Raw genomic sequence first — 26,166 nt, 5'->3', positions numbered from 1 at the left:
GTATTAATTATTTAGCTGTTGAGATCTTAAAATTTCTATATTTTGAATGCCGTGTATACATCTGTCTGAGTCCTATACGCCCTTCGTTAATCAAAGGAAAACTGTTGTCCTGCCAATGGAACAAACGATCTTCGTCCTTACCCGTCACTTGCATATACAGGTCATTGCCTTTTTTTATTACTACTAGGTGATACGTTACGCCTGTTTGAAAAAGGCCTGTCTTTTCGTAGCGTTGTCCGTATGCTGTATTTTTAAGCCCTTGCTCCCACTCGGGCATATATCGTCGAGCTTGTAGGTAATCAGCTTGCTCATCTGAGTTGACCGTATGAAAGGCAGCATAACTGATGTGATATGCGTCCATATGGTCGAAATATAAGCGCATAGCAGGTACGGTACGCTGGTCTGCCCATTTGCGAATGTCTTTAGGTTTTGGGCTATGCCCCATGGCCTGAATATAGAGGATGTTTACATTGACCAAACGATCGTCGAGTTTAGTGAAATCATATTCGATCTTGATATCTCCTTTGAATGATTTTTTGGTCCAAAGTACAGCATGGCTACTGTCATTGAACTGATCTGGACCAGCATAGAATGAAAAACCACCTGGCGTCTGCTCTACCCTAGCCTCCAGACCATCCAAAAACCATTGGTCCTGCCAAGGGCTAGTACCCTCCTCTACCAAGACCTCTTTCCAGTTGGCCGATAGGAGTCTATCGAAAGTCTGTGCTTTTTGACTTTGGCCATAAGTCTCTAGAAAGAATATCAAGCCCATCAAAGCCATGATCCATTGAGGTCTAATTACTTTCATTTGGTGTGATATAGTAAAACAACGACCGAAATATGCTTTCGGTCGTTGTATGAATTGTTGTTGTGAATTATTTCAATAACCTAGAACCAATTACCACCCTGTCTTTTGAGCCAAGAGCTTATTGATGGTCACTTCTTGTAGCGGGTAAGGCAACGAGAGGTGCTTAGACGGATCAAAGTTGTTGGACGCTCTCAAGAAAGCGTTTTGATCTTCGTTTCCTGGATTATAGTCTGGACTGGCCTTGATAGCAGCGGCTGTTTCAGCCAATTTATCATCTAGTAATTCCCAGCGAATCAAATCGTGCTTACGCACACCTTCGAAACACAATTCGCGCAAACGCTCATCTACGATCTCTTTGAAGAACAAGTCATGATTAGTCGCTACTACTGGTGCTATGGTTTCGATATTGGCTAACCCTGCTCTGTTTCTCACTTGGTTGAGTGATTCCAAAGCTTTGACTGTAGGTGTACCGTTGTGCTCGTTGGCAGCTTCGGCATACATGAGCAACACATCCGAATATCTCAACACAGGGAAATTGATCGAGGTAAAGTTTCTATTGAGTGTAGATGCCGTCTCTAGTATTTTGTAGGGCTCTAATGTTCCCGAAGCTGGTGTAATATCGAGATCAGCCCAATCCAATGGCTCCCATCTTCGGTATTTGGCAGGGCAATGCTGTGTAGCCAATGGCCCAGTAACTCGTTTGATATCACCACCATTTGTATACTGGTAACTAGCCACATTCCAAGCCAACCTTACATCGTCAGGATCATCATAGATGTTATCCATCACTGGTGAGGCATTGTACATCGCATAGGCCGAAGGGTATCCTTCCTGACCTCCACCATAACCAAATACTACGCCGTTCAATCCACCCAATCTGCCGTGTACTGTAAGACCCAATTCTCCTAAATAAGAAAATGAGACTTCGAACAAGCTTTCTTGTGGGCTGTACGTATTCTCTATGTAATTGAGGAAATGCTCGCGATAGCCGTCGTTGGTACCAGTAGCCTGAGTAAGACCGTGATAACCGTCTGCAAATACACTATCACACTGCGCCATTACGTCTTCGTAGTGATTTTCGAATAACGGATAACCCGACATTTTCAAATACACTCTAGCGAGTAAACCATGAGCAGCCGCTTTGTTGGCTCTGCCTGGGATATAATTTGGATCGCTTGCTCTCAGCAAATGTTCAGTGGCAAAAGTATAATCTGCGATAATTTGCGCATACAACTCACCCAATGTAGCTACAGCCTGATCATTGTCGCTCTGATCTGTGACTGGAGTCAATTTCAAAGGCACTTCGCCATACCAGTTGGTAAGATTGGCATAAGCCAACGCTCTAAGAAATCTCACTTCTGCTAAATATTGATTAGCCACTTCTTCTTCAAATGCCGACCTATCCATTTTTTCTTCGAATAGATTGACTTGATTGATACAGGAATAGAGCGTTTTCCACAAGCCTGCCACATAATTATCGGCAGCAGTATGACGGTAGAGCCCTACCGTCCAGTTTTCATTGTATCTACGGTTGTAATAGCCCTCATCAGTACCTGACTCCATGATGATTGTCATCGCTTGTCCATACACTTCATCAGAAGCAAGAATAGAATATATCCCTGCCAGTGCTATTTCTATTTCGTCCTCGTTGGAGTAAAATTCATCTGCATTCCAATCAGAATAAGGTTCTACTTCGAGGTATTCTTTACAGCTACTCGCACTTATCATCAGGAGTACCATCACTCCTATGTGCTTCAGCCAATTTGCTTTATGTTCTTTTATCTTTTTCATCTTGTCGCTGTCTTAAAATGTAATATCCAAGCCACCAGAAATAGTAACACTCTGAGGGTATGCTGAATAATCTAAATTGGGCGTGAGCGCTCCGAACTTACCCACTGATACTTCTGGATCGTAGCCAGAATAGTTGGTCCAAGTCTTGAGATTTTGTGCAGACACAGAAATTCTACAAGATTTCACTTTGATTCTTTCCAGCAAAGAAGCTGGCAAGTTGTAACCCAACGATACCGTTTTTAGTCGAATGAATGACCCGTCCTCAATATATCTATCACTTATTTGGTTGCCTTTTGGCGGTGCACCATAGACCAGGTTATATACTACGGTATTGACATCTGTATCGGTATTGAGAGGAGTCCATGCATCGAGCAACTCTGGGAAGCCACTCAACGAAGAGCCACTAGGTGTAGCAAAAGCTGCTTGGTTACCATTAAGTATCTCTGCACCATACGACCACTGAAAGAATACTTGCAAGTCGAATCCTCCAAGTCTGAAATCGTTGGAGAATCCACCTGTATGCTTGGCTTGGGTATTTCCTATGATCTGTCTGTCGTCGATATTGATGGTACCGTCACCGTTTACATCGACATACTTGATACTACCAGGAGCTACAGGCGAAGTACCGTTGTCTGGTATATCCTCTTTGAGTATGTAGTTGTTCGTCTGTGCATCCCATACAAAGTCGTCCATTTGATAAAGGCCATCGTAGACCAACCCAAAGACCTGACCTACTGGCTCGCCTACCTTGGTGATGTACTGATATTCTGCAAACCCGTTGTTCCATTCAGGATCTGTATATATCGCTTCTTGGCCTTCGTTGAGTTGAATTACTTTGTTTCTATTGAAAGCAATGTTGAAATTAGATCGCCATTCAAATTTGCCAGACCTCACATTGGTGCTCGTCAGGCTGATCTCCAAACCTTTGTTTTCTACCTCTCCGATGTTTTGTCTTACCTTGTCGAACCCAGTGCTCAACGACATTTCTGCATTCAGCAATAGATCTTTGGTACGCTTGAGATAGACGTCAACGGAACCTTGGACTCGCTGTGCCATAAAGCCGAAATCAACCCCAATATTAGACTGAGCTGTAGTCTCCCATCTCAAATCTGGCACACCCAAGTTAGTCTGCTGTGCACCTGGCACGTAGGTTTCACCTGTACCCCACACATATCCACTACTGGTAGTGACTCCGAGCAAGTTGTAGGCATCGTAATCTCCGATTCGGTTGTTTCCTGTAAGTCCCCAACCAGCTCTCACTTTCAAGTCTGAAATGATACCTACAGGTTTCATAAACTCTTCGTCACCCAATCTCCAAGCCATTGCAAATGACGGGAAGTAACCCCATCGATTTTCTTCTAAAAACTTGGATGATCCATCCGCTCTGAAATTGGCTGTCAACAAGTACTTATCGTTAAGCGAATAGCTCACTCTACCGAAGTACGACAATAGTGTGTTTTCTGATCTGAAGGTCTGTGGAATAGCTGGCGAAGTACCCAAACCGAGGTTGTCTATACCAAAGGCATCGGTAGGGATTTCTGAACTTTTCAACCAAGCGTAATCATACAATCTGGCCTGTCCTTCGAATCCACCTAACACCTGCAAATCATGTGCTTTAGATAGTGGGACCTTGTAGTTTAATGTGTTTGACGTAGTGAGTGTCTGATAACGACGATTGGTAATGGTACCATTCACGTGATCATTGCCTCTGAATCCTTGCTGCGTCTCTGCACCATAAAATACATTCTCTTTTCTGTTGTCAGACTGAAAACCACCAGATGCTTTAAAAGTAAGCCCTTTGATGATTTTATAAATTAAATCTACATTACCTCTGATCACATCGTAACGATAGTTTCTGGTCGTATTCTGCAAGTTTTTCAAAGGATTGAAAAGGTACTGAAACTGAGGGTCGTTTTCGTCATACCCATCGATCAACCCATCATCATTGATCGGGTCTATCGGTCTAAACTGAATCGCATCTCTAATGATACTGGTGTAAGTGTTACCTGAAATATTGATACCGCTTCTGTTGATATAGCTGTACTGCAAAGCCCCACGTACTTGTAGTTTATCATTGAGCTTGTGGGTAAACTTGAGGTTGTTTATGATTTTCTTAAACCCTGTATTGACCAACGTACCTTCTTGGTCCACATACTCTCCACTGTAGTAGATCGAGGTAGTTTTATTACCTCCGTTCATAGACAAGCTGTATTTTTTCAGAGAGGCTTCTCTGAAAATTTCATCTTGCCAGCTAGTACCTTCCATTCCTTTGTAGGCTTCTGGGTCTCCCCAGTTTTTTCTATACTGATTAGTGTATGTACCCACGCCATAGCCGTCTTTGGCATAAGCTACGTTTTCTTGATACTTAGCATACTGATATGGGCTAAGGACTTCTAATCTTTTAGGTATGTATTGAACCCCTTGAGAAATCCCTAAGTGCACATCGGTTTTGCCGTCTGTTCGTCCTCCTTTGGTCGTAATCACGATCACTCCATTGGCACCTCTAGATCCATAAATAGCTGTAGCAGATGCATCTTTCAGTACGTCAAATGACTTGATATCTTGTGAACTTAAACTGGCTGGATCGAATCCTTCGTAAGGCACTCCATCTATCACATATAGTGGTGAGTTGTCTCCAGTAATGGAGTTTCCTCCTCTGATCACAATCTGAGCTGCTCCCCCTGGCGTACCATCAGAAGCAGTCACCTGTACCCCTGCTATCCGACCGGCAAGTGCCTGATCGAAATTGGAGGTGGCAGTCTTCATGATATCTTCTGTATCTACCTGTCCTACTGCACCTGTGACATCTCTCTTTTTCACCTCTGAGTAGCCTACCACGACCACTTCCTGTAGGCTGGTAGCCTCTGGTTCTAAATTCACATCAACTACGCTACGTCCAGCAATCGCTATTTCCTGAGATTTGTATCCCAAAAAGCTAAAAATGAGTACGTCTGTGTCTGATAACTTATCTAACCTGTAATTACCATCTACATCTGTGACTACGCCTACATTTCCTCCTTTGACAAGGATATAAGAACCTGGCAAACCCTCTCCTCTTTCGTCTACTACCTTACCACTCACCTGATGCTGCTGTGCCCAGCCGACCAATGAGAAAGATAGTGCTAGTATTGTTATTATAAATTTCTTCATGTTCTCTGATTCTTATTGTTCGTAAGCCATAAAATGCACATCTGCTACATTGTGAGACCCTCCTCTTGAGTGCCCGTCTGTAAAGACTATTTCACCTTCAAAATTGGAAATGAATTTGAATGCTAAAGTCACATTAGTCTCACTCTTATATGGCGCCAAGTCTAGGCGGCACTTCGTCCATGTACCATCTGCGTTTTTAGTCAAGTCCTTGCGGCCATCAGGATCTACGCCTGTTTGATCTCCAGGATATGGCAATCCCATAAAGGCATTGGCCTCTGGGTATCCGCTACCGTCGTATATGATACTCTCTACTTGGTCGTCTACTCTAGTCCAGCTAGCTGATGCAAAGTCATTGGAGAAATCGGTAGAAATAAATATCCCAAGCTCAGAGGGTGTAGTACCATCTGGCAAATACTCTACGTACTGATTAAGAATATAAAATTTAGCTTCTAGGTTAAAACCTAATTCATACTTACTTAAATCTTGAGAGTTGATAATCAACCACGAAGTATGAGGCTGTGAAGCAGTACCTGAGTTGACCTGTAGTTTCAGCATACGCTGAGCGGTATTTTCATCTGGACGGTCTTCAGCTGTCTGTGCAGTAGCTCCTACTCGTTTCCATGGCTCGCTTACCAAGCCTAGTTCTTCGATCTCTACTTGATAGCCATATAGCGTACTTTCTGCTTGGAAAGTAGGGTAATAGATCATCACTGTATCCTTAGGTATATACACCGGAAAATTAGACACCCAAACGGTGATCGCATCATCAAAAGAAACTACTTCCTCAGATATATTACTCACCACATTGACAGTTGGAGAAAACTCATCCGCTCCAGAAATAGAGATATAATTGTCTGCTACCGATATCTTACCAGTGACTGGGTCTATCTCCAGTGTGTCTTTGTAATTGGCCAGCTCAAACCTGATGTCGCTGTTCGCATTATACACGATCGGCTCTGTCGTTTTCTGATCCTGACCGATTAGCAAGTTTTGCGTAGTAGGGATATACAACAAGTCTGTGGCTAGCTTAGGACCTACCTGCAATTCGAAAACATCTTCGAAAACAGAAGAGTACAACTGCTCACCATCTTGGGTAGTCACCTTTACAGTAAAATAATAAGTGCCATTAGCGAAAGTGTTGCCATCTCCGATGACTATCGTGCCAATGTCTTGGAAATTGATTGAAGTCGTTTGTTTGACAGTATCTCCACTCGCGTCGACAAACCAATCATCTTCTGTCAGATTGGTTACAACCATAGAGGTATCTATTACACTTACAAACTGGGTATAACTCTCGTCGAGCGTATTTTTGTCGGCATCTTTGATTTCTACGACTTCGAAAGTCGGAATCAAACCAGCCGTATTCATTACTGGTGGGCCAGATAAAATTCTGGTAAACTCCCGCGCATTGATCACTGGCGTGTACGTCAGTCCACTAGGTGCTTCGGGCGTTTTCACACTGGAGGCATCATCCATAAATGTGTCCTCCACACAGCCAAGCATAAACAGCCAGCTGAAAATGGCAACAATTGGTAAAATTTTTCTCATTTAATTAGTAGTTTTTAATGTAACAAGCCAGTTGGGCAAACTACCCAACCTCAATTTAAGTTGTTCTTCGTAGAGCGATTCAGGCTTCACTGGTGTACCCACGCTCTCTAATATGCCGACTTGTTCGGGCAAAAAAGTAGTCCCACTTCCGTGAAAGCCGACAACTATCGGTGGTATTATTTTCCAATACCACGTTTGGGAAGACCAAAATTCGAAGTTTTCTTCAGCCTCATCCGTTTCTTTAAAATTCCACAAAACCAGCTCTCTCAAGTGGTTGGGCAGGTTGAACTTAGCACCACCTGCACGACCTAAGAAAAAGCCTCCTTCAGTACAATCAAACAATGTAGTTCTAGGTTGTGAAGCATGGCTATTGAAGCAGCTATTGGCCGAAAAGGTATTGCGCCAGATCACTGTGCCGATAGATTCATTAGATATACCCGTAGCATGCCAGTGCTCGGCTGTGTCATTGATCTTACCAAAAAACACGCGGCTAGACCCATTGGCACTCATGGCACTATGCCCTGGCGTACCCGTGAGGTCACAATTATAGACGGAGATATTGGCCGAAAGCCCAGTGCTAAATACACTATTGAAGTTGGTGAACTTACAGTTTCTCATCCATGAGTTGGTCAATCGGCTAAACTGCATCAGGGTGTAGCCGGTGTCGTGCAGTGCAGATTTGTGGTGCACAAAATCTTCGTGCCAGTTGCCCTCGAAGGCGATATCTTCCACTCCTACTTCTTCTCCATGACCATAGGTATAGATTTTCCATCCATACTTGGCACTCACAGCCCTAAGTATCGGTTCTTTGAAAAAGACTGTATTGCCTTTTACTTTGTCTACTTCGTGGTATTCGTTTATAATGACACCCCCCTCGTTGAGTTTGGTCCATTCTTCATAAATCGGATAAGGAGCCATCTCTTCTTTCACAAACTCAGGGTCTGCATTTTTGACGGCCAGCCTCACCCACGTACCAGGTTTAATAGATTTGGCATTATTTACATCGACACTGAAAGTACCTCTGCCAGCATCGGCTACCACATTGGCTACTTTCTCATCTTTTCCACTTCCTGCAAATTTGAACATGGGCGGACACGTCCACATCTTATCTGGATCTGCGGGAGGCATGTCTTCGTTCATAAAAAGCAAAGTACCACCAGCTCCTGAACCTTCGCCTCTGAACACAATATTGCTTGCATTCACTAGAATGGATTTCTTTTCTTCTCCTGCTGTATTGAAATCATATCTTCCTTTAGGGAAAAATATCACCCCAGATTTGTTAGCCTTGGCAGCGGCTATGGCCTCTTCTACTGCCTGCCGATCAGACTTTCCGTCGTTGGCCACAGCACCAAAATCCTGTACATTGAATACTTTATGATTGACATCGGGTACTTCTTTCTCTCCCCTATGGTATCCCGCATAAGAAAAGTCTGGCAAAATGGCTTCTGTCCCGTCCTTCTTGGCCTGCACAAAATCTTCCCACAGAGGAGATTCTTGTGCCACCAACTGAGCACTTACTAGTAAGCCTATTAATGCTAAGTAGTTTTTCATCGTTGTGTGTTTTGTATTATTTACTTAATTCGTATTGACGTACAAGTGCCTCTATATAATAATAGTCTGCGTAGTTGAGAGGCACGTCTATTTCGTTGTTGTGCGGGATGCTACCCACGCTGTGCTTCAGCACAAAGTTGTGGATTTCGCCTGCTTTGGCCGTATATGCAGGAGAAGCCAATGAGGTCATCAACTTATTTTCAAAAGGCTTGTAAGCATCTTTCGTGTACCCATTGAGTTCGACCAAGGCCGAGGCGGTAATCGCTGCTGCCGACACATCTCTTGGTTCGTTTGGAATCTCAGGTGCCTGATAGTCCCAATACGGAATCCCATCCTTAGGCGTGCCATCAAATGACTGAATAAAATCTGCGATTTTTATGGCCTGTTCCAAATACCTTGGGTCTTTGGTGTATCGATAGCATACTACATATCCATACAACCCCCATGCCTGTCCTCTCGCCCATGCGCTCTCATGTGCATAACCTTGAGCGGTGTTTTTTTTGCGCACAGCGCCTGTCTCTGGATCATAATCTACCACATGGTAGGAGCTGTAGTCTGCTCTAAAATGATTTTGTAAAGTCTTATCGGCATGAGATATCGCCACTTCCTTGTATTTTGAATCGCCTGTCAGTTTGGTTAGCTCGAATAACAACTCTAGGTTCATCATATTGTCTATAATGACAGGATACCTCCAACCTCTAGTGGCTTGCCATCCTTTGTCTACATCCCAGCTTTGGATGCAGCCTACTGTAGGGTTGAATCTCTGAATCAAGGCATCACCAGCATCAATCATCACTTCCTTGTACTTGTCTTCTTTGGTCAGGCGATAGGCATTGCCATAAGAGCAGTTGAACACAAAGCCCATATCGTGAGACCCTGTTAGGTCTTTAAAATTTTCATGAAGGCTTTGAAATTTGATCGCCGCATCTTTCCATTTTTCATCTTGGGTATACTCATACATATACCAACAGCTACCAGGGAAGAAACCTAAGGTCCAATCGAAACCACCAAGACGATTGGAAGTAGGTGCTTTAGTCGCCCAGTGGATTTCACCGTCTTCGTCTATAGTACGTGGATTTTTATTTGCTTCCTCTGCCGTGGCAAGTAGTAAGCTCAGCTGCTGCTCTACACTCTGTAGTGTATGGTCTTCTACTCGCTCGCTGTTTTTGCCAGTACTACTGGTACATCCTGCGACGACAACTGCGAAAGATATGATGGCTAACCAATTCATTGTTTTCATTATTTGTGATTATTCTAAAAATTCCTAACCCAAAACTACTTTGAGCACTAAGCAAGTCTGTACACAATCATCCATACCTCTTGCACTTTCGTACAATAGGTTAGTTCAGGCATCAGAAAAGGTAGGAGTTTAAATCTTTGGTCAATCTGTACATTTGTACAAGCATTCCGAACGATATTGACATCTGTCAAATCATTCTGATTCATCATATTAAAAAAAGGAATTAGATTGGCTATTGAAATGAAAGCCACTTTTCAGACTATTCATTTACATGAAGGAAATGCAAAAGAAAAGTATTTATAGCAGTTAATCAAATGAGGATTTTTTTTGTACTATTTGCGACCCTGATCGGGTCAATCACCCACCTTCAAGCCCAAGTCATCAACTTCGAACACATCGATCTAGAAGATGGTCTGAGCCAGATCTCGGTGATGGCCATCTCCCAAGATGCACTAGGCAATATCTGGTTAGGTACACGCAATGGTCTGAATAGATACAATGGCACTACCATGACGACCTATTCTACTGGCAGTGACTCTAAAAATTCACTTTTTGAAAATCAAATCAAAAGAATAAAAACGCATGGTGATGATGTGTGGATACTCACTCCTAATGCAATGAATCGCTTTGATACCCACACAGAGCAAATAACCAACTATCCACAGCCTGGTCTCAAATCGTTTGGTATATATCATGGAGGGATTTGGGTAATCACAGAAAAAGATGCCTATCTACTAGATCAAGATTCCAAACAATACATTCCCAAAAAATTAGTTCTCAGAGCCGATGAAATCATCTCTGAAATAGAACCTCATGGAGACCAACTACTGATAGGTACTAACCATCGTCTATTGGTACTAAATGCAACTGCACAGACCACACTTATGAACCATGTGCAGGTCAAAAGCATTTTCATAGACTCCGAACAAAACATCTGGATAGGCACTGACAACAACGGCCTGCTCAAACGCGACCCCTCAGGTCTGATAAAGCACCTCAGTGGCGATCAACTGAGTCATGAGTTTGTAAGATGCATCCAAGAAGATGATCACGGCAATATTTGGGTCGGTACATTTTATGGGCTAGACGAAATCACCAAAGAGGGACAAATCAAGCACTACGCAGTGGATAAAAGCCGTCCTTATGGACTGTCTCACAATTCTATCTGGTCGTTGTTTAAAGATCAAAGTGGTGCCATGTGGGCAGGCACTTATTATGGTGGTGCTAATCTTTTTAATCCTACTCGAAACATCTTCTCCTTCTACCCCGAAAACACGACCAACCATGAAAGTATCAACTTCAGAGTAGTAGGCCGCATGATCGAAGACAAAAACCACAACCTATGGATCTGTACCGATGGTGGAGGCCTCAACTTCTTCGACCGAAAACAAAACAAATTTGAATACTACAAGTACACACCAGGCAAAAACAGTATCTCTCACAACAATGTAAAAGGGCTTCTCAACCAAGGAGATTCGATATTGTGGATCGGTACTCACCGTGGAGGATTGAATAAGATGGATTTGGAAACGAAAAAATTCACCTCCTATCTCGATGCCAAATACAATCCAGATTCACTACCTGTAGGAGACATATCCACACTCATTTCATACAAAAACGGGTTTATCCTTGGTACGATTTACGGAGTCATTCACTTTGATCCTGAGCATCAAACCTTCTCAAAGTTTCTACCCGATTATATCAATGAGCGTATCAACGAGCGTATCATCAGTCTATTTATAGACTCCGAAGAATACCTCTGGATCGGCACGGAATATTCGGGGCTCTTCCGTTATTCTATGCGCAATGGCGAATTTTTATCGTTTGCTCACAAACCAGATGATGAGCGAAGTCTGGCCAATAATTTTGTCTATCAAATATTCGAAGATCACTATTCCAGGATTTGGATTGCCACGGCCAATGGCCTCAACCAATTTCTTCCTAAAAGCAATGATTTCATCAAATACTACACAGACCAAGGGCTCCCTGGCAATATTGTATTTAGCATAGCTGCTTCCAGGTTTGGAGGGCTTATTCTCGCCACCAATAAAGGGGTGAGCTTTTTCAACGTAGACAAGAAGACTTTCAAAAACATCACTTACGCCAATGGACTTCCCCTCAATGAGCTCAACGAAGGCGGGCTATTTATCACCTCCGACGGGGAAGTTTTTGTCAGTGGCTTCAATGGCATGGCCTCGTTCAACGAACAAGCTGTACTCAACAAATCGAGCAAGAAAACGCCACAAATAAGTGAGCTATTCATCAACAACGAAAAAGTAGATCCTACGACTCATCCCGAAATTCTGAGTCAGAGTATTTTCAAAACCAAAAGTATAGACCTTAGTCATTTTCACTCAGCGATCACTATCCGCTTTACGGATATGGCTTTCTCCAAATCAGAAAAGCAAGCATTAGAATTTAAACTAGAGGGGTTTGATCAAAAATGGGTGACTGCCTCACAGAATAGCGAAGCCACCTATACCAGCTTGGACGATGGTAAGTACGTCTTCCGTGTAAGAAACATCAACGCACCTACCTTGGAAGCACGATTGGAAATCAAGATGAATCCGCCGTTTTATCTCTCAAGAACAGCTTATATCATATATTTATTGGTAGCCATTGGTATCCTTTTTCTCTTCAATCAACAATACCTATCTAGGAAAAGGCTTGAAGATGAACTAGAAATGGAGCATCAAAAACTAGATCAGAATGTACAACTCAACCAATCTAAGCTTCGATTCTTTACAGACATCTCTCATGAATTCAGAACGCCACTCACGCTCATAGCTGGACAGATAGACCTACTGCTCGAAAAACAAAACCTATCCCCATCTACTTACAAGAAAGTGCTCAATATTCATAAAAACACTTTACGACTGAAGACCCTCATTTCGGAGCTTCTAGATTTTAGAAAACAAGAGCAAGGTCATCTTAAAATCAAAGCATCGAAGCATGATTTTATTCCATTCATTGAGGAGATCTATTTGAGCTTTGTCGAATTGGCTCAGCACGCAGAGATTGACTATACCTTAGAAAACGACCTACCTACTGTAGAACTCTGGTATGACAAACCCCAACTTGAAAAAGTCTTTTACAATTTGCTTTCAAATGCCTTCAAATTCACTCCAAAAAAAGGAAAGATCACTATTAAGCTCTATTTTCAGGACACTGAAATGGCTGTCGAAATCATCAATACTGGCGTAGGCATGCCACAAGAAAGCCTAGATAGAATATTTGACAGGTTCTACCAATTGGATCACTTATCCACCGAAAGCAAGCAAGGTACAGGCATTGGTCTAGCCCTATCCAAAGGCATTATCACGGCACACAAAGGCAGTATATCTGTGATGAGTGAGAAAAATGACCACACGTCATTCACCGTACATATTCCTACTGGGCATATCCATTTTGATGCTTCTGAATTGCACACTGAAGACTTGGACACTCCGATCATTTCGGAGGAACTTGAGTTTGCCCCTGCGGTAATAACCCAGGATGTCCCCGATACAGAAACGGTTGTAAAAACACATGCAACTTCTACCATACTAGTCGTAGAAGACAACGATGAGGTACGCCAATTTTTACAAGAACTGATGCAGGTATCCTTCGAGGTACATGTAGCCTGCAATGGACAAGAAGGTTTTGAAAGAGCACAAACCCTACAGCCAGATCTGATTCTCAGCGATGTGCTGATGCCTGTAATGAGTGGTACTGAAATGTGCAGTAAACTAAAGACTAATCTTACGACCTCTCACATACCAGTAGTCTTGCTCACTGCCCGTACTGCCGTAGAACACAAAATAGAGGGACTGGAAACAGGTGCCGACGATTATATCACCAAACCATTCAACACTAAAATACTGGTAGCGCGAATCAACAACATCCTCAATAATCACCGAGCCATACAGAAGAAATTTGCCGTAGACCCTGTATCTACTACATCAAAAATGGCCAAAAATAGGATTGACAGAGAGTTTTTGGAGAAGATGGAAACAACAATAAATGAAAACCTGAGCAACACGAAGTATGATGTGGCGGCCTTCTCCAGAGATATGATGCTAGGCCGCACCAACTTGTTTGCCAAAATAAAAGCCATCACGGGTCAGACTCCCAATGAGCTTATCATGACCATGCGGCTAAAAAAAGCAGCACATCTGATCGCCACACAACCTGAGGCAACTATTGCCGAAATCGCTTATTCCTGTGGTTTTTCTAACCCTCATTATTTTAGCCGAAGCTTTAAGAAACACTTTGGAAAATCTCCTTCTAAGTATTTGGAGTAAGCTGAAATAGTTTTTGTTTGCTTCGTACAAGTTCAAAACAGAACTGCGGATGTAGAAAACTGTTCAGCCTCAAAAGTTATAAAACAAAAGCCTCCCCTATCCTACTATGCAGAATAAGGGAGGCTTCTACTTATTTAAATGAACGTTGGCTGGTAAGACTATGGTCTAGGGTTCCATCTAGTCACTCTAATATTGTCTATATATGCCGTAAATACTTCCTCGCCCGTTTGAGCAATTTTAATGGCCATACTAAATGGAGCATTGCCAGGATCTGAAATCGTCACAATATCAGTGAGTTCCTGCCATGCGCCCGTAGCTGATCCTCCTAGAGATTGGGCGGTTTCTGTACCTCCTGCTCCCCAGTTGATATACATCCTCATATTAGTCGCAAACTGATTAGGTACCGATGGGTCAATACCCCCTCCGTTGGCTTCTAAAAATACATCATACGCCACTTTCACTTTATTGTCTCCTTCCGAAGTATATGGAAACCTTTGGAGTGCTCCACCTATGGTCGGCTCTACGATGGTACCATTGCCCCAAGCCCCCGAACTATATGGGTCTACAGATATTTTGAGACTAGTAGTTCCTTTTGTGGCTCTCACAGTAGTTTTTTCTAATGTATTGGTGAAATCACCCCCTAGCCAACCGGTAGTACCAGCGACCCAAGTCACGCCTGCATCTTCCATGTCGTAATCGTAACTAGCTTCCTCTAGCAAATTGGTCTCAATAATAGTTGCTTCTTCGTCTGCAAAAGGATCAATTGGAGCTTTATCTGCCGTTTCAAGTGATGCACCACTATAAGTCACTTTCACCATATCATCGCTGTAGAATTCATCATTTGTCATGGTTAATAAAACCACACTCGAATTATTCGGATCAACTTTGGCCTCAAACTCTGGTGTAATATCTCCACTTCCTGCTGTTGTGATCGTAACGCTGAATTGGTCTGTTTTTACAGAAGATTTATCCAAACCTCTAGAGAATTCTATTCCTAGGTCACTATCCTTAGCATACACCTCAATCAATGTAACGGGTTCTGTCGACCTTACACATTTCACAATATCAGTATAGTATAAGGTATCTCTACTTTCTGGCTGTGGTCTTCGAAAAACTGGAAATATGCTAAACACTTTATCTAGCCCGTTGTACTTCACATCAAACGTACTATTTTCAGAGTCATTTGCCACTAGTTCAGCTCCATCAAAATCACCAATAACTTCAGTAGGATTTCCTGTTGCAGTGTATGCATAACGGATAATACTACCAAAAGGAATTTCAGTAGGAGTATCTGCATCAAGGTCGATCTCAGTTCCTACTACGCCTGCTCCATCTAGCAAATTGGCTTTCAGTGCTGATACCTCTACTGCAGGCATTACTGTCACAGCGATAGTGGTATCATACATCATTCCTATTTTATCATCACCTCGTTCTACATAGGCAGAATCCATAAACTCCTGATGCAATTCTACTTCATAGCTACCTACTTTAAGAAAGGTTACTTTCACTTTTGAATCTGTGATTTCTCCTTCAATCTCTACATCAGTACTCGGAAATACCCATTCTCTACTTGAAATACCTTGAGATACATCTGCAAAATCAATACTACCACCCACATTAAGTATGTTTCCATTACTCGACTGAGAGACCTTGATTACACTATGACTCGGCTCGATCACTACTGGAGTATTAAACTCTTCTCCACACGAACTGATTACTAAAAGTACCAGCACCATAAGCACTCCGTACTTTTTCATTTCTTTATATATATGCGTTATCATCATTTCTCTTTTTATTATTAAAATGCTTCATTCGTCTGTACTTCAGTCGCTGGAATTGGGAAGTAATCATGTGCATCTGAATTATAAAACGCATAATTATTCACAAAATCAGGACGAATACGTTGCTCTATAAATAATGGAGCGCGAGCAGGGTCAGGGCCTAAAGCCGTTCTTGCTACCTCATCTTTATGGTGCATATCGAAGACAGACGCTACAATACCCCATCTCACCAAATCTTTCCATCTTAGATTTTCATAGCAAAGTTCTGTAGGTCTTTCTACCATACGGAGATGAGTCATGATATTGTCCGCAGTCGGTGCTACTTCTGGTCTGGTACCATACAATTCCATACTTATGTGTAGTTGAGGAATGGTGTTGTTGGCATCTATATAATCTTGGAGCAAGACGACCCCAGCTCTCGCTCTCACCCTATCGATATAATCAATAGCAGTGGCCACACCAGCACTCCCGTCTTTCTGCAAAACTGCCTCGGCATACATCAAGTATACATCCGCCAGGCGAATATGCTTAAAGTTGATAGATGATCTCCATTCGTTGCTTTCTACCCCTAAGTGATACCAATTGGTGTACTTTTTCACATAAGAGCTCTCTCCAAATGTCCATCGTCTAGGTACAGCTACTTTTAGGTCTGCTGCTGTTTCTCCATAGTACAGGCCTTCAGCATCTCTACCAGCAACACTTGCTGTATATCTACTCGAGTGTCCTGTGGAGCCAGGGATAGAATCTGCTGTCATCAATTCATGCAACCAATAAGTGGGCATTACTACTTGCCAGCCACCCAATGAATAGGGAGCAAACCATCTAGACATAGAGGTAGATTCTCCTCCAGAATTAAACTGATTGTCATCAACATAATGAGAATTGGGCGTACCTGCGTTAACTGATCCATCAAATGGCACTTCAAATATTGACTCGCTATTGAAAGTAACATCATTGAAATTGTCCAAAGGGTCAGAAACTAGGCTATATAACCCTGAATTTATCACTTCCAAAAACATCTTGGAAGCATTGTCCCAATCTTCATTGTATAGGTATGATTTGCCTAGTAATGCCGTAGCGGCGCCCCAAGTCACTCTACCGAGTTCAGCATCTTCCCATGTATTAGGGAGTATTGTTCTAGCAAATATCAGATCTGGAACAATGACAGAATCAGTCACTTGTTTTATTGTAGACAAGCCTACTTGAACATCTTCTTCCTTACCTGATGAAGCTGTAGTCAACACGGCTTCACCAAAAGTGTGCACCAAATCAAAATAAAAGAAAGCTCGTAAAAACCTTGCCTGCGCTACGATCAACTCTTTTTCATCATCTTCTAAAACATCCATAGTTGGGATATTGTTGATGACTTGATTGGCACGATATACACCCATATATAACTCAGACCATCTTTGTAATACTGGCGTTTCGCTATCAGACACCGAAAATTCAGTATATGGATAATGACGAGTCCAATCGTTGGTACCTCCTAAGTCACTTTTAGCCATTTCATATTGTAATTGGCCACCACTCACTGCTTGAAACTGAAGAGCAGCGTACACAGTCGTCAATGCTGCATGAGCATCAGACTGGGTTTTCCAAAAAGTATCCGATGTAATTGCATTCGGATTGACTTCTGTCAAAAAATCATCGTGATCACAACCTGAAAGTATCAGGACACTCAAGACGATCACAGACAGTATCGTATTTTTTATCTTTTTCATAATTCTTAGATCTTATCTGATTAGAAACTTAATTGGGCACCTATGAGAAACTGACGCGAAACTGGGTAGTTTCCTCTATCTACACCCCTAAAGAATAGGCCATCACCACCCACTTCTGGATCATATCCCGTGTACTTGGTGAATGTGAAAGGGTTGACTGCTGACACATAAACTCTAGCTTTAGTGAGTCCATGTTTTTCTAGCATCTTGAAATTATACCCTAGGGTAATGGTGCGAATACGGAAGTAAGTGCCATCTTCTAAAAACAAGTCTGACTGTGCTCGTACATTTTCATCTTGTCTGTTTCTATATGTAGGTATATCAGAATCAGGATTTTGTGGACTCCACATTCCCATTTGCTCTTGATGTCTACCTTCGGCATAAGCATATAGTCTAGATCCATTGTATATTTCAGCACCATGAGAATAGTAGCCTTGGATAAAGAAATCGAAATTTTTGAATTCTACAGTAGATACGAGCCCCATTTCGAAGTCTGCTTGTCCTGAGCCATAATAGATTTTGTCACCATCATTAATCGTACTATCTCCTAGATCTAGGATACCATCATCATTAGAGTCTATTGTCAACTGATCGACATACCGAACATCACCTTTCCTCGCATTAGGATCATATTTTTGATAAGCCTCTAGTTCTTCATCTGTTTTGATGATTCCGTCTGTTTTAACAAGAAAGAATGCACCAGCCTCATGACCTACAGCTAGATAAGTCACATTATCCGCCCAGTTGTGCGTCAACAACGGTCTTCCATCAGCATATCCTCTCTCAATACCGTTTAGATCCGTTACTTCATTGTTGTTCTTAGTAAAAGTCGCAGAGAAGCTATATCTCAAGCCAGAACTTGTCTGATTTCTATATGAAAGAGCCAATTCTAATCCTCGGTTGATCATTTCACCCCCATTAACAGTTACTCTATTGTAGCTGTTTGCAGCGCCAGTCACTTCCGTACCTGATGACGGAGGCAATTGCTTGGCTAGGATCATATCATTTTTCTTATTCTCATACACATCAGCAGTAAATTCTAATCTGTTGTTTAACATCGCCAAGTCGATACCAATGTTGGTAGAGGTTTGCGTTTCCCATCTAATGTCTGGGTTCGCCATACTTCTCTGTATCAAACCTGGTGTAAGTGTCTGAGCACTTCCATATAGGTAGTTGATCCCTCCATCTACAGTCGAGTTAGCTACATATTCATTGCCCACACGGTTATTACCCACTCCTGCGTAGCTCGCTCGAAGTTTAAAACCATCGATAGGATCTACATTCCAGAATGCTTCTTCACTAATATTCCACCCAGCAGACACACCTGGGAAAAACTCCCAATAATTATCTTCATTAAATACCGATGAACCATCTCGTCTCAAACTTGCAGACAACAAGTATCTACTATCGTAGCTATACTGCGCTCTAAACATCATCCCTATAGATGTATTGTTGTAATTGAAACTTGTAGGATTGGACGAGGATACAGCTGCACCAAGTGTTTGTATGTCGTTATTTCCACTCTCTGAATGCGTCACTCCTATACCAGCCACTTTACTTTCAAATTTTTCATACGAGAGTACACCTGTCAATCCTATGTTGTGCTTTCCTATATCCTTATTATAAGACAAAATATTCTCTAGCACACTTCTATTATTCCATGTATAATCTTCGTTCAATCTAGCTTGTGGTCTAGAAGCTGTAGGGTTGTAATTTCCCTTCGAATCCAGAATGATATACTTTGGTTGAAATTGCTTTCGTATAGAGCTGGTAGTATTGTACCCTACTCTTGCCTGATAAGACAACCCTTTCAATATTTCATAAGAAGCATTCATGGCAACATTTACTCGACGTGTATTTTGCTCATCGGTATTCTCTAGGATTCCAGATAAATAGCTATATGTAATTTCGTTTTGATCTGGAACCTGAATGATATCTCCATTGGTTGGCAGGTCTTCAATGGGAGTATTCCAAGGCATCTGACGAATCGCATTTTCATAGAGTGCCCATGGCTCACGTTGTCTATTTTCGTTGGTTACTCCCACACTAGCGTACATTTTAAACCTTTCCTTTTTGATCTGGCCTGTAAGTCTTGTAGACAAACGCTCAAATCCTGAATTGATCAAAACACCTTCCTGATTAAAGTAATTTACATTGGTATTGAAAGTCACATCGCCTTGCCCACCAGAGACATTCATCTCATAGTTTTGTATCGCTGCGTTGTCATTTTGAATGGCACCTACAAAATCAGTATCGTTTTCTAATGCACGTGGGTTTACTGCCAATACGGTCGACTCGATTCCCAAACCTTCACTTTTAACTTCGTCAAAGTAAAATTGATCTTCAGCATTCATCAAAGCTGTACCAGAAGTAATATTTTGTACACCACCCCATGCATTGAAGTCCACTCTGAGTCTTCCTGCTTCTCCTGTTTTTGTGGTAATGATAATGACTCCATTGGAAGCTCTAACCCCATAAACAGCGGCTGCAGCTCCATCTTTCAACACATCAATAGACTTGATCTGACTTGGCGGAATATCAGGATTACCTTGATAAGGGATACCATCTACCACATACAGCGGCGAAAGAGATCCCGCGCCCAATGAGCCTACTCCTCTAATCTGAATATTAGCGGGCTCCCCTGGACTCCCGCTCGATGCTTGCACATTGACTCCAGCAACTTGCCCTTGAAGAGCAGTTCCTAAATCTGGAGTAGGTATTCTAGAAATAGCTTCGCCACTTACATTGTTCACCGCTCCTGTTACTTCCTTTTTGCTCTGTGTACCATAACCCACAACGACCACTTCATCTAGCGACTGTGCATCTGACTCTAGTATTACATCTATTGTACTTCTATTTTGCACAGATGCTTCTTGGGTGAGAAACCCTACAAAACTAAAGATTAGCACATCTTCTGGGCTTGCTTCTATCCGAAACTGACCGTCTATATCGGTCACTGTACCTACTGTGCTACCCTTGATGATTACATTTACACCTGGTAGCGCATCGCCTTCTCCTGTCACGACGCCTTTGACTGTGTGACTCTGGGCCTGAACAAACCCAAAACTCAATGTAAGCACCATGGCTGTCATTAGTTTTTTAAAGTTTGTCCTCCTTTTTAAGAGTAATTTTAATTTCATACGTTAATTTTAGTTTGTTATCCAATGGAGAGTCAATTGTCTGGATTGTTTGATTAGTGTAGTATCTGGTCATAAAACACTAATTAGATCACACAATTGGTCTCTTCATTTTTTGCTTTTATTCCAGCAAAGTGCTCGCCTTTCGGGTCTTCTTCACTTTACTTATTAACAAATGTAAATGAGCTAATAGCTCAAGAAATGATAATATTTACCCATCACCTAACCTATTTTACCCCAACTATTACAACTAATTATTGTTTAGTGTGTATTTAGTGTAGGTGTAGCTATGCACTGAAACTATTATACCTCGACCTACTCTAGGGTAACCTTTTGCTGAACAAGTCACTGAAAGAGCAAAAAAAAGGTGCCATCAATAAAAATTGATGGCACCTTTTTTTTAGGCCTTATTTACAAACTAGAAAAAGGGGGTTATGCTTTATGAAAAGTTTCTCGCAAAAACACAGCACATAGGATAGCTCCTACAAATGCAACCGGCATCATCCAAATAGCCGTCTGAAAAGCTCCTTGCAACTGAATAGGAGTAGCCCCAGCCGCACCCCCAAATTGAGCTACGAACCAGCCAAACAACGGCTGACCAATAGCTCCCATCCCCATCAAAACTACTGCTGACAAGCCATTGGCAGTACCGAGCACTCGATCTTCATTCGACTCACCGATCACAGGGTAGCCTATGCTTTGGGCAGACGTAATCAAGCCTAAAAGAAGGAAAATAAAATAGAAATACCCTGCAGATGTATCCAACGGAAACATAATCAACAACATAACGATTAATGACATTACCGCACCACCGATCATGGCTTTTTTACGGGACTGAAGTTTATCCGACAGCCACCCACACGCTGGCGAACCGATCATGGTACCGATAAAAATCATACCTATGATGCCCGTATAGGTCGATTCACTAAAATCTGGGTTTACAAATTTGAGATAAGTTGTGCCCCAAATAGCACCTAGTAACAATACGGATAAATTGAGGAAACCAATAAACAAACCTGCTAACCAGTTTTGTTTATTGGCAGCAGCCAATTTCAATCCTTCGGCTAAAGAAAGGCTTCCAGTTGAGGATTCGTTAGTTTCTACTTCAGGGCTATCTTTCACGAAAATCAGAATGATTATTAGTATCAGCACTCCTAAGAGTCCATTAACTAAAAGTGTGGAATGTCCACCCAAAGCAGTAATCAGCATCAGCATAGGAGCTCCAGAAACCCATCCCCCAAAGACAGCAAAAGTCACAACCAGCCCTGCTACTAAAGCCAATTGACTAGATGGGAACCATCGAGGTGCTAGTCTAAATGGCGCCATAAATGCCACACAATGGGCTACTCCCATGAGAAATCTCAAAGCCATAGCAACTTTCACATCAGAAGTAAAGGCGGTAGCGAATGTACAAACAACCATAAGTAGCAGCGTCGCTATAATGGTTTTTCGAACAGATATTTTGTCCAGCAATACACCTATAGGTAAGAGCAGTAACACCGTGCCATACAAAAATGTACCAGCAAAACTCCCAAAGTCCGCAGCTGATTCCAGAGCAAGTTTACCCATAAAATGGGTCTTCATAGCCTCCGTACTAAATAGTGTCATCTGAATGAAACTATAGAAAAAGAATGCACCAGCACTGAATACAACCCAGGCAGCTCTTGATGTAGTGTGTGTTTTCATGAAGGTTTTGTGTTTTGTTCTTACAAAGACTAGCTACTGCTATATAAAGTGAAAGAGAAGAGAGTTTTTGTCTTCATCCAGTCTCTATCCGGGCGAACTTTAATAGGACATCACAAAAACTCTTCTCCTTTCCCTCTCTCACTTTATTCAACTAAACATACTAAATCTATTCTCTGTTTACCTGTATTTGTCCATACGATCGACATCGTACTTCTCGTATTTTCTATCCAATAGCCACAAGGGTCTTTCGAGAGTCAGCTCCCACTCAAACAGTTTTTTAAACATCTCTCTCACTCTTTCAGGATTAGCTTCCGCTAAATTATTGTGCTCTGCAATGTCTTTCGACAAATCATACAACTCTGCAGGTCTGTCTGGCATCCTGATCAATTTCCAATCTCCTTCTCTATACACTGCTCGTGTTTCTTTTTTCCAATACATCTGCTCATGAGGCCTCCCCTCATGAGCCCCAGTAATGTATGGCAGTAGGTCAACCCCATCTATATCTTTGAGGTCAGCCAAATCACCGCCTCCTGCGACATAAAAGGTTGGAAGTAGATCTAACGTGCTTACTGGTAAGTCATATATTGATTTTTTCTTTACCTCATCTGGCCACTTCATCACAAATGGCACTCGGATACCGCCTTCTAAGTGATTAGATTTGGTACCACTCAAAGGCTTATTGCTAGAAGCATTCTTATCAGTTGGACCTCCATTGTCGTTTGTAAATACCACAATCGTGTTTTTGTCTAATTTTAATTCTTCAAGTTTGTCCAACACTCGACCACAGGCTCTATCCAATGCCAATGTCATAGCCGCTAATTCTTTGCGTTTACCAGTAAGCTCAGGAAATAGGGCAAGGTCTTCTTCAGTGGCTTCCATTGGCGTATGCACCGCGTTAAAAGATAGCATAATGAAAAATGGATTGTCCCTATTGCGCTCGATAAAATCTACAGCTTCGTCTGCGAAAGCATCAGTGGCATATTTCTCAGGTTCTTCAAACTGACCAAAACCTCGTTCCATTTGCTTGTCATGGTAAACTTTAGACATGTCTTTGTAATTGAAGTAACTGCGATCGCCCCCTCTAAAGCCATAAAATTCGTCAAATCCTCTATTGAGTGGGTGAAAACGATCTGCGTCACCCAAGTGCCACTTACCATAAAGTGCTGTTTTATAACCTAGTTTTTTCAAATAATCCGCCATGGTTATTTGATCAAGAGGCAAACCCATATCATCACCAAGCAGCCCCGAATTTTTACTCATATAGCCTGGAACATTGATTTCTTCATAACCAAACCTCTGTTGATATTTACCAGTAACTAAACCTGCCCTAGAAGGGCCGCAAGTTGCATCTGATACATAACCTTGTGAAAAAACGACACCATCTTTAGCTAGCTTATCCAGATATGGCGTTTTCATATCTGTACTTCCTTGAAACCCGAAATCTGCAAACCCAGCATCATCTGAGAACAGCAAGATAATATTGGGTTGATCACTTGATTGGCTTAGCCCGACTCGGACACTAAAAAATGTGAGTAGCAAGAGGATGTATTTCCTGTTTTTCATAGCTTAAAATGTATTCGGCTTAATCTGTACCTTAAAAAGTATCTTTTTAAGGTACAGATGCAATCTTAGCAGAATCCATTTATGAACAACCAACACAGCTTACCTCTATCCTGCACTATATTACCCATCTTCTCTTGTGTTATTTTTATTAATTGGATAAAAGAGGGCATAAAAAAACCCTGACTATATTTATAATCAGGGTCTTGATAAAAACTGGCGACGACCTACTCTCCCGCGTATTACCGTAGTACCATCGGCGCTGAGTGGCTTAACTGCTCTGTTCGGAATGGGAAGAGGTGGACACACTCGCAATAATCACCATAAAATCTTAATGAGCATCTATCTAAATAGATCTTAGACTCTTTTGCCTACTCATTTAATGTCTTAAAGTTCATGCTTAACAAAGTAAACTTGACATGAATATTGTGAAAGAAAGAATGATATAACACTGTTATAGAAAGCTTACAGGTAATTAGTACTACTCAGCTTTGACATTACTGCCTTTACACCTGTAGCCTATCAACGTCATCGTCTATAACGACCTTTAAAAGAAATCTCATCTTGAGGAGGGTTTCGCACTTAGATGCTTTCAGCGCTTATCCTCACCGAACGTAGCTACCCGGCGGTGCAGTTGGCACCACAACCGGTAGACCAGAGGTTCGTCCAACTCGGTCCTCTCGTACTAAAGTCAGAGCCTCTCAAATTTCTTACGCCCACAACAGATAGGGACCGAACTGTCTCACGACGTTCTGAACCCAGCTCGCGTGCCACTTTAATGGGCGAACAGCCCAACCCTTGGGACCTTCTCCAGCCCCAGGATGTGACGAGCCGACATCGAGGTGCCAAACCTCCCCGTCGATATGAGCTCTTGGGGGAGATCAGCCTGTTATCCCCAGAGTACCTTTTATCCTTTGAGCGATAGCCCTTCCATACGGAACTACCGGATCACTATATCCTACTTTCGTACCTGATCGGCTTGTTGGCCTCACAGTCAAGCACCCTTATGCTATTGCGCTCTACGCACGGTTACCAAACGTGCTGAGGGTACCTTTGAAAGCCTCCGTTACTCTTTTGGAGGCGACCACCCCAGTCAAACTACCCACCACACAATGTCTCCGACATAGTCGGATTAGGCATCAGATAAATAAAGGCTGGTATTTCACCAACGGCTCCACCATGCCTAGCGACACAGCTTCAAAGCCTCCCAGCTATCCTACACATCATTTACCCAATACCAATGTGAAGCTATAGTAAAGGTTCATGGGGTCTTTCCGTCCCGTTGCGGGTACGCGGCATCTTCACCGCGACTACAATTTCACCGAGCTCATGGCTGAGACAGTGCCCAGATCGTTGCACCATTCGTGCAGGTCGGAACTTACCCGACAAGGAATTTCGCTACCTTAGGACCGTTATAGTTACGGCCGCCGTTTACCGGGGCTTCAGTTCAGCGCTTCTCAACCGAAGTCAATAACGCCCCCCCTTAACCTTCCGGCACCGGGCAGGTGTCAGGCCTTATACATCATCTTTCGATTTCGCAAAGCCATGTGTTTTTGTTAAACAGTCGCCTGGGCCTTTTCACTGCGGCCAGCCGAAGCTGGCGCCCCTTCTCCCGAAGTTACAGGGCCATTTTGCCTAGTTCCTTAGCCATGAATCACTCGAGCACCTCAGGATTCTCTCCTTGACTACCTGTGTCGGTTTGCGGTACAGGTACCATATTCATAAGTTTAGAGGTTTTTCTTGGAAGTCTGATTAGGCGCATTATCCCGTCTCCCGAAGGATCAAGGTACTATCAAGTTCAGCTAGTCCGGCGGATTTACCTACCGGTCCAATACCTACACTCTTCAACGAACTATTCCGTCAGTTCGCAGCGCTTTCACTACTCCGTCACCCCATCACTGAGTATGGTA

12 protein-coding genes and 2 rRNA genes (1 of these 14 running past the window's edge) are annotated in these 26,166 nt (G+C 42.5%); 1 reads left to right on the top strand and 13 read right to left on the bottom strand.

Features of this window, described 5'->3' with window-relative positions; all coding sequences use genetic code 11:
* Nucleotides 1-7 precede the first annotated feature (7 nt).
* The 6 genes from N7E81_RS09345 to N7E81_RS09320 form a co-directional block, all read right to left on the bottom strand.
* A complete protein-coding gene (locus N7E81_RS09345) occupies nucleotides 8-808 on the bottom strand; it encodes a YesU family protein (protein ID WP_263053018.1) in 801 nt (266 codons plus the stop codon).
* Nucleotides 809-898: 90 nt separating this feature from the next.
* A complete protein-coding gene (locus N7E81_RS09340) occupies nucleotides 899-2,599 on the bottom strand; it encodes a RagB/SusD family nutrient uptake outer membrane protein (RefSeq protein ID WP_263053017.1) in 1,701 nt (566 codons plus the stop codon).
* 12 nt (nucleotides 2,600-2,611) lie between these two features.
* Nucleotides 2,612-5,749, bottom strand: a complete 3,138-nt coding sequence (locus tag N7E81_RS09335) for a SusC/RagA family TonB-linked outer membrane protein (RefSeq protein ID WP_263053016.1) — start codon at nucleotides 5,747-5,749, stop codon at nucleotides 2,612-2,614.
* A 12-nt stretch (nucleotides 5,750-5,761) separates the two neighbouring features.
* Entirely contained in the window at nucleotides 5,762-7,297 is a 1,536-nt protein-coding gene (locus N7E81_RS09330) for a hypothetical protein (RefSeq protein ID WP_263053015.1), read from the bottom strand.
* Complete coding sequence (locus N7E81_RS09325) at nucleotides 7,298-8,848, bottom strand: DUF4955 domain-containing protein (RefSeq protein WP_263053014.1); 1,551 nt, start codon at nucleotides 8,846-8,848, stop codon at nucleotides 7,298-7,300.
* A gap of 16 nt (nucleotides 8,849-8,864) precedes the next feature.
* Nucleotides 8,865-10,079: a glycoside hydrolase family 88 protein gene (locus tag N7E81_RS09320; RefSeq protein WP_263053013.1), complete on the bottom strand. Its 1,215-nt coding sequence runs from the start codon at nucleotides 10,077-10,079 to the stop codon at nucleotides 8,865-8,867.
* A gap of 323 nt (nucleotides 10,080-10,402) precedes the next feature.
* On the opposite strand from N7E81_RS09320, the gene N7E81_RS09315 reads away from it, so the two are divergent.
* Nucleotides 10,403-14,371 (top strand): hybrid sensor histidine kinase/response regulator transcription factor, encoded by a 3,969-nt coding sequence (locus N7E81_RS09315; RefSeq protein WP_263053012.1) that lies wholly within the window; start codon nucleotides 10,403-10,405, stop codon nucleotides 14,369-14,371.
* 158 nt (nucleotides 14,372-14,529) lie between these two features.
* Here the strand turns inward: N7E81_RS09315 and N7E81_RS09310 are convergent, their stop codons facing one another.
* The 7 genes from N7E81_RS09310 to N7E81_RS09280 form a co-directional block, all read right to left on the bottom strand.
* Nucleotides 14,530-16,128 (bottom strand): hypothetical protein, encoded by a 1,599-nt coding sequence (locus N7E81_RS09310; protein WP_263053011.1) that lies wholly within the window; start codon nucleotides 16,126-16,128, stop codon nucleotides 14,530-14,532.
* 41 nt (nucleotides 16,129-16,169) lie between these two features.
* Nucleotides 16,170-17,873 carry a RagB/SusD family nutrient uptake outer membrane protein gene (locus N7E81_RS09305; protein ID WP_263053010.1) on the bottom strand — a complete coding sequence of 568 codons (1,704 nt, stop codon included), beginning with the start codon at nucleotides 17,871-17,873 and terminating at the stop codon, nucleotides 16,170-16,172.
* Between the two features lie 20 nt (nucleotides 17,874-17,893).
* Nucleotides 17,894-21,013: a SusC/RagA family TonB-linked outer membrane protein gene (locus tag N7E81_RS09300; protein WP_263053009.1), complete on the bottom strand. Its 3,120-nt coding sequence runs from the start codon at nucleotides 21,011-21,013 to the stop codon at nucleotides 17,894-17,896.
* A gap of 429 nt (nucleotides 21,014-21,442) precedes the next feature.
* A complete protein-coding gene (locus N7E81_RS09295; protein WP_263053008.1) occupies nucleotides 21,443-22,696 on the bottom strand; it encodes an MFS transporter in 1,254 nt (417 codons plus the stop codon).
* 177 nt (nucleotides 22,697-22,873) lie between these two features.
* Nucleotides 22,874-24,259, bottom strand: coding sequence for a sulfatase-like hydrolase/transferase (locus N7E81_RS09290; RefSeq protein ID WP_263053007.1), 1,386 nt, complete (start codon nucleotides 24,257-24,259; stop codon nucleotides 22,874-22,876).
* Between the two features lie 211 nt (nucleotides 24,260-24,470).
* Nucleotides 24,471-24,582, bottom strand: a 5S ribosomal RNA gene (gene rrf / locus N7E81_RS09285).
* 129 nt (nucleotides 24,583-24,711) lie between these two features.
* Nucleotides 24,712-26,166, bottom strand: a 23S ribosomal RNA gene (locus N7E81_RS09280); it runs 1,430 nt beyond the window's last position.

The sequence above is a fragment of the Reichenbachiella carrageenanivorans genome (assembly GCF_025639805.1).
Classification (GTDB): domain Bacteria; phylum Bacteroidota; class Bacteroidia; order Cytophagales; family Cyclobacteriaceae; genus Reichenbachiella; species Reichenbachiella carrageenanivorans.
This window is presented reverse-complemented; position numbering and strand designations above follow the sequence as displayed.

Bases quoted from the DNA above. Each gene is read 5' to 3' on its own strand.
- N7E81_RS09325 (WP_263053014.1), bottom strand. From the start codon at position 8,848: ATGAAAAACTACTTAGCATTAATAGGCTTACTAGTAAGTGCTCAGTTG.
- N7E81_RS09345 (WP_263053018.1), bottom strand. From the start codon at position 808: ATGAAAGTAATTAGACCTCAATGGATCATGGCTTTGATGGGCTTGATA.
- N7E81_RS09340 (WP_263053017.1), bottom strand. From the start codon at position 2,599: ATGAAAAAGATAAAAGAACATAAAGCAAATTGGCTGAAGCACATAGGA.
- N7E81_RS09330 (WP_263053015.1), bottom strand. From the start codon at position 7,297: ATGAGAAAAATTTTACCAATTGTTGCCATTTTCAGCTGGCTGTTTATG.
- N7E81_RS09335 (WP_263053016.1), bottom strand. From the start codon at position 5,749: ATGAAGAAATTTATAATAACAATACTAGCACTATCTTTCTCATTGGTC.
- N7E81_RS09295 (WP_263053008.1), bottom strand. From the start codon at position 22,696: ATGAAAACACACACTACATCAAGAGCTGCCTGGGTTGTATTCAGTGCT.
- N7E81_RS09315 (WP_263053012.1), top strand. From the start codon at position 10,403: ATGAGGATTTTTTTTGTACTATTTGCGACCCTGATCGGGTCAATCACC.
- N7E81_RS09300 (WP_263053009.1), bottom strand. From the start codon at position 21,013: ATGAAATTAAAATTACTCTTAAAAAGGAGGACAAACTTTAAAAAACTA.
- N7E81_RS09290 (WP_263053007.1), bottom strand. From the start codon at position 24,259: ATGAAAAACAGGAAATACATCCTCTTGCTACTCACATTTTTTAGTGTC.
- N7E81_RS09310 (WP_263053011.1), bottom strand. From the start codon at position 16,128: ATGAAAAAGTACGGAGTGCTTATGGTGCTGGTACTTTTAGTAATCAGT.
- N7E81_RS09320 (WP_263053013.1), bottom strand. From the start codon at position 10,079: ATGAATTGGTTAGCCATCATATCTTTCGCAGTTGTCGTCGCAGGATGT.
- N7E81_RS09305 (WP_263053010.1), bottom strand. From the start codon at position 17,873: ATGAAAAAGATAAAAAATACGATACTGTCTGTGATCGTCTTGAGTGTC.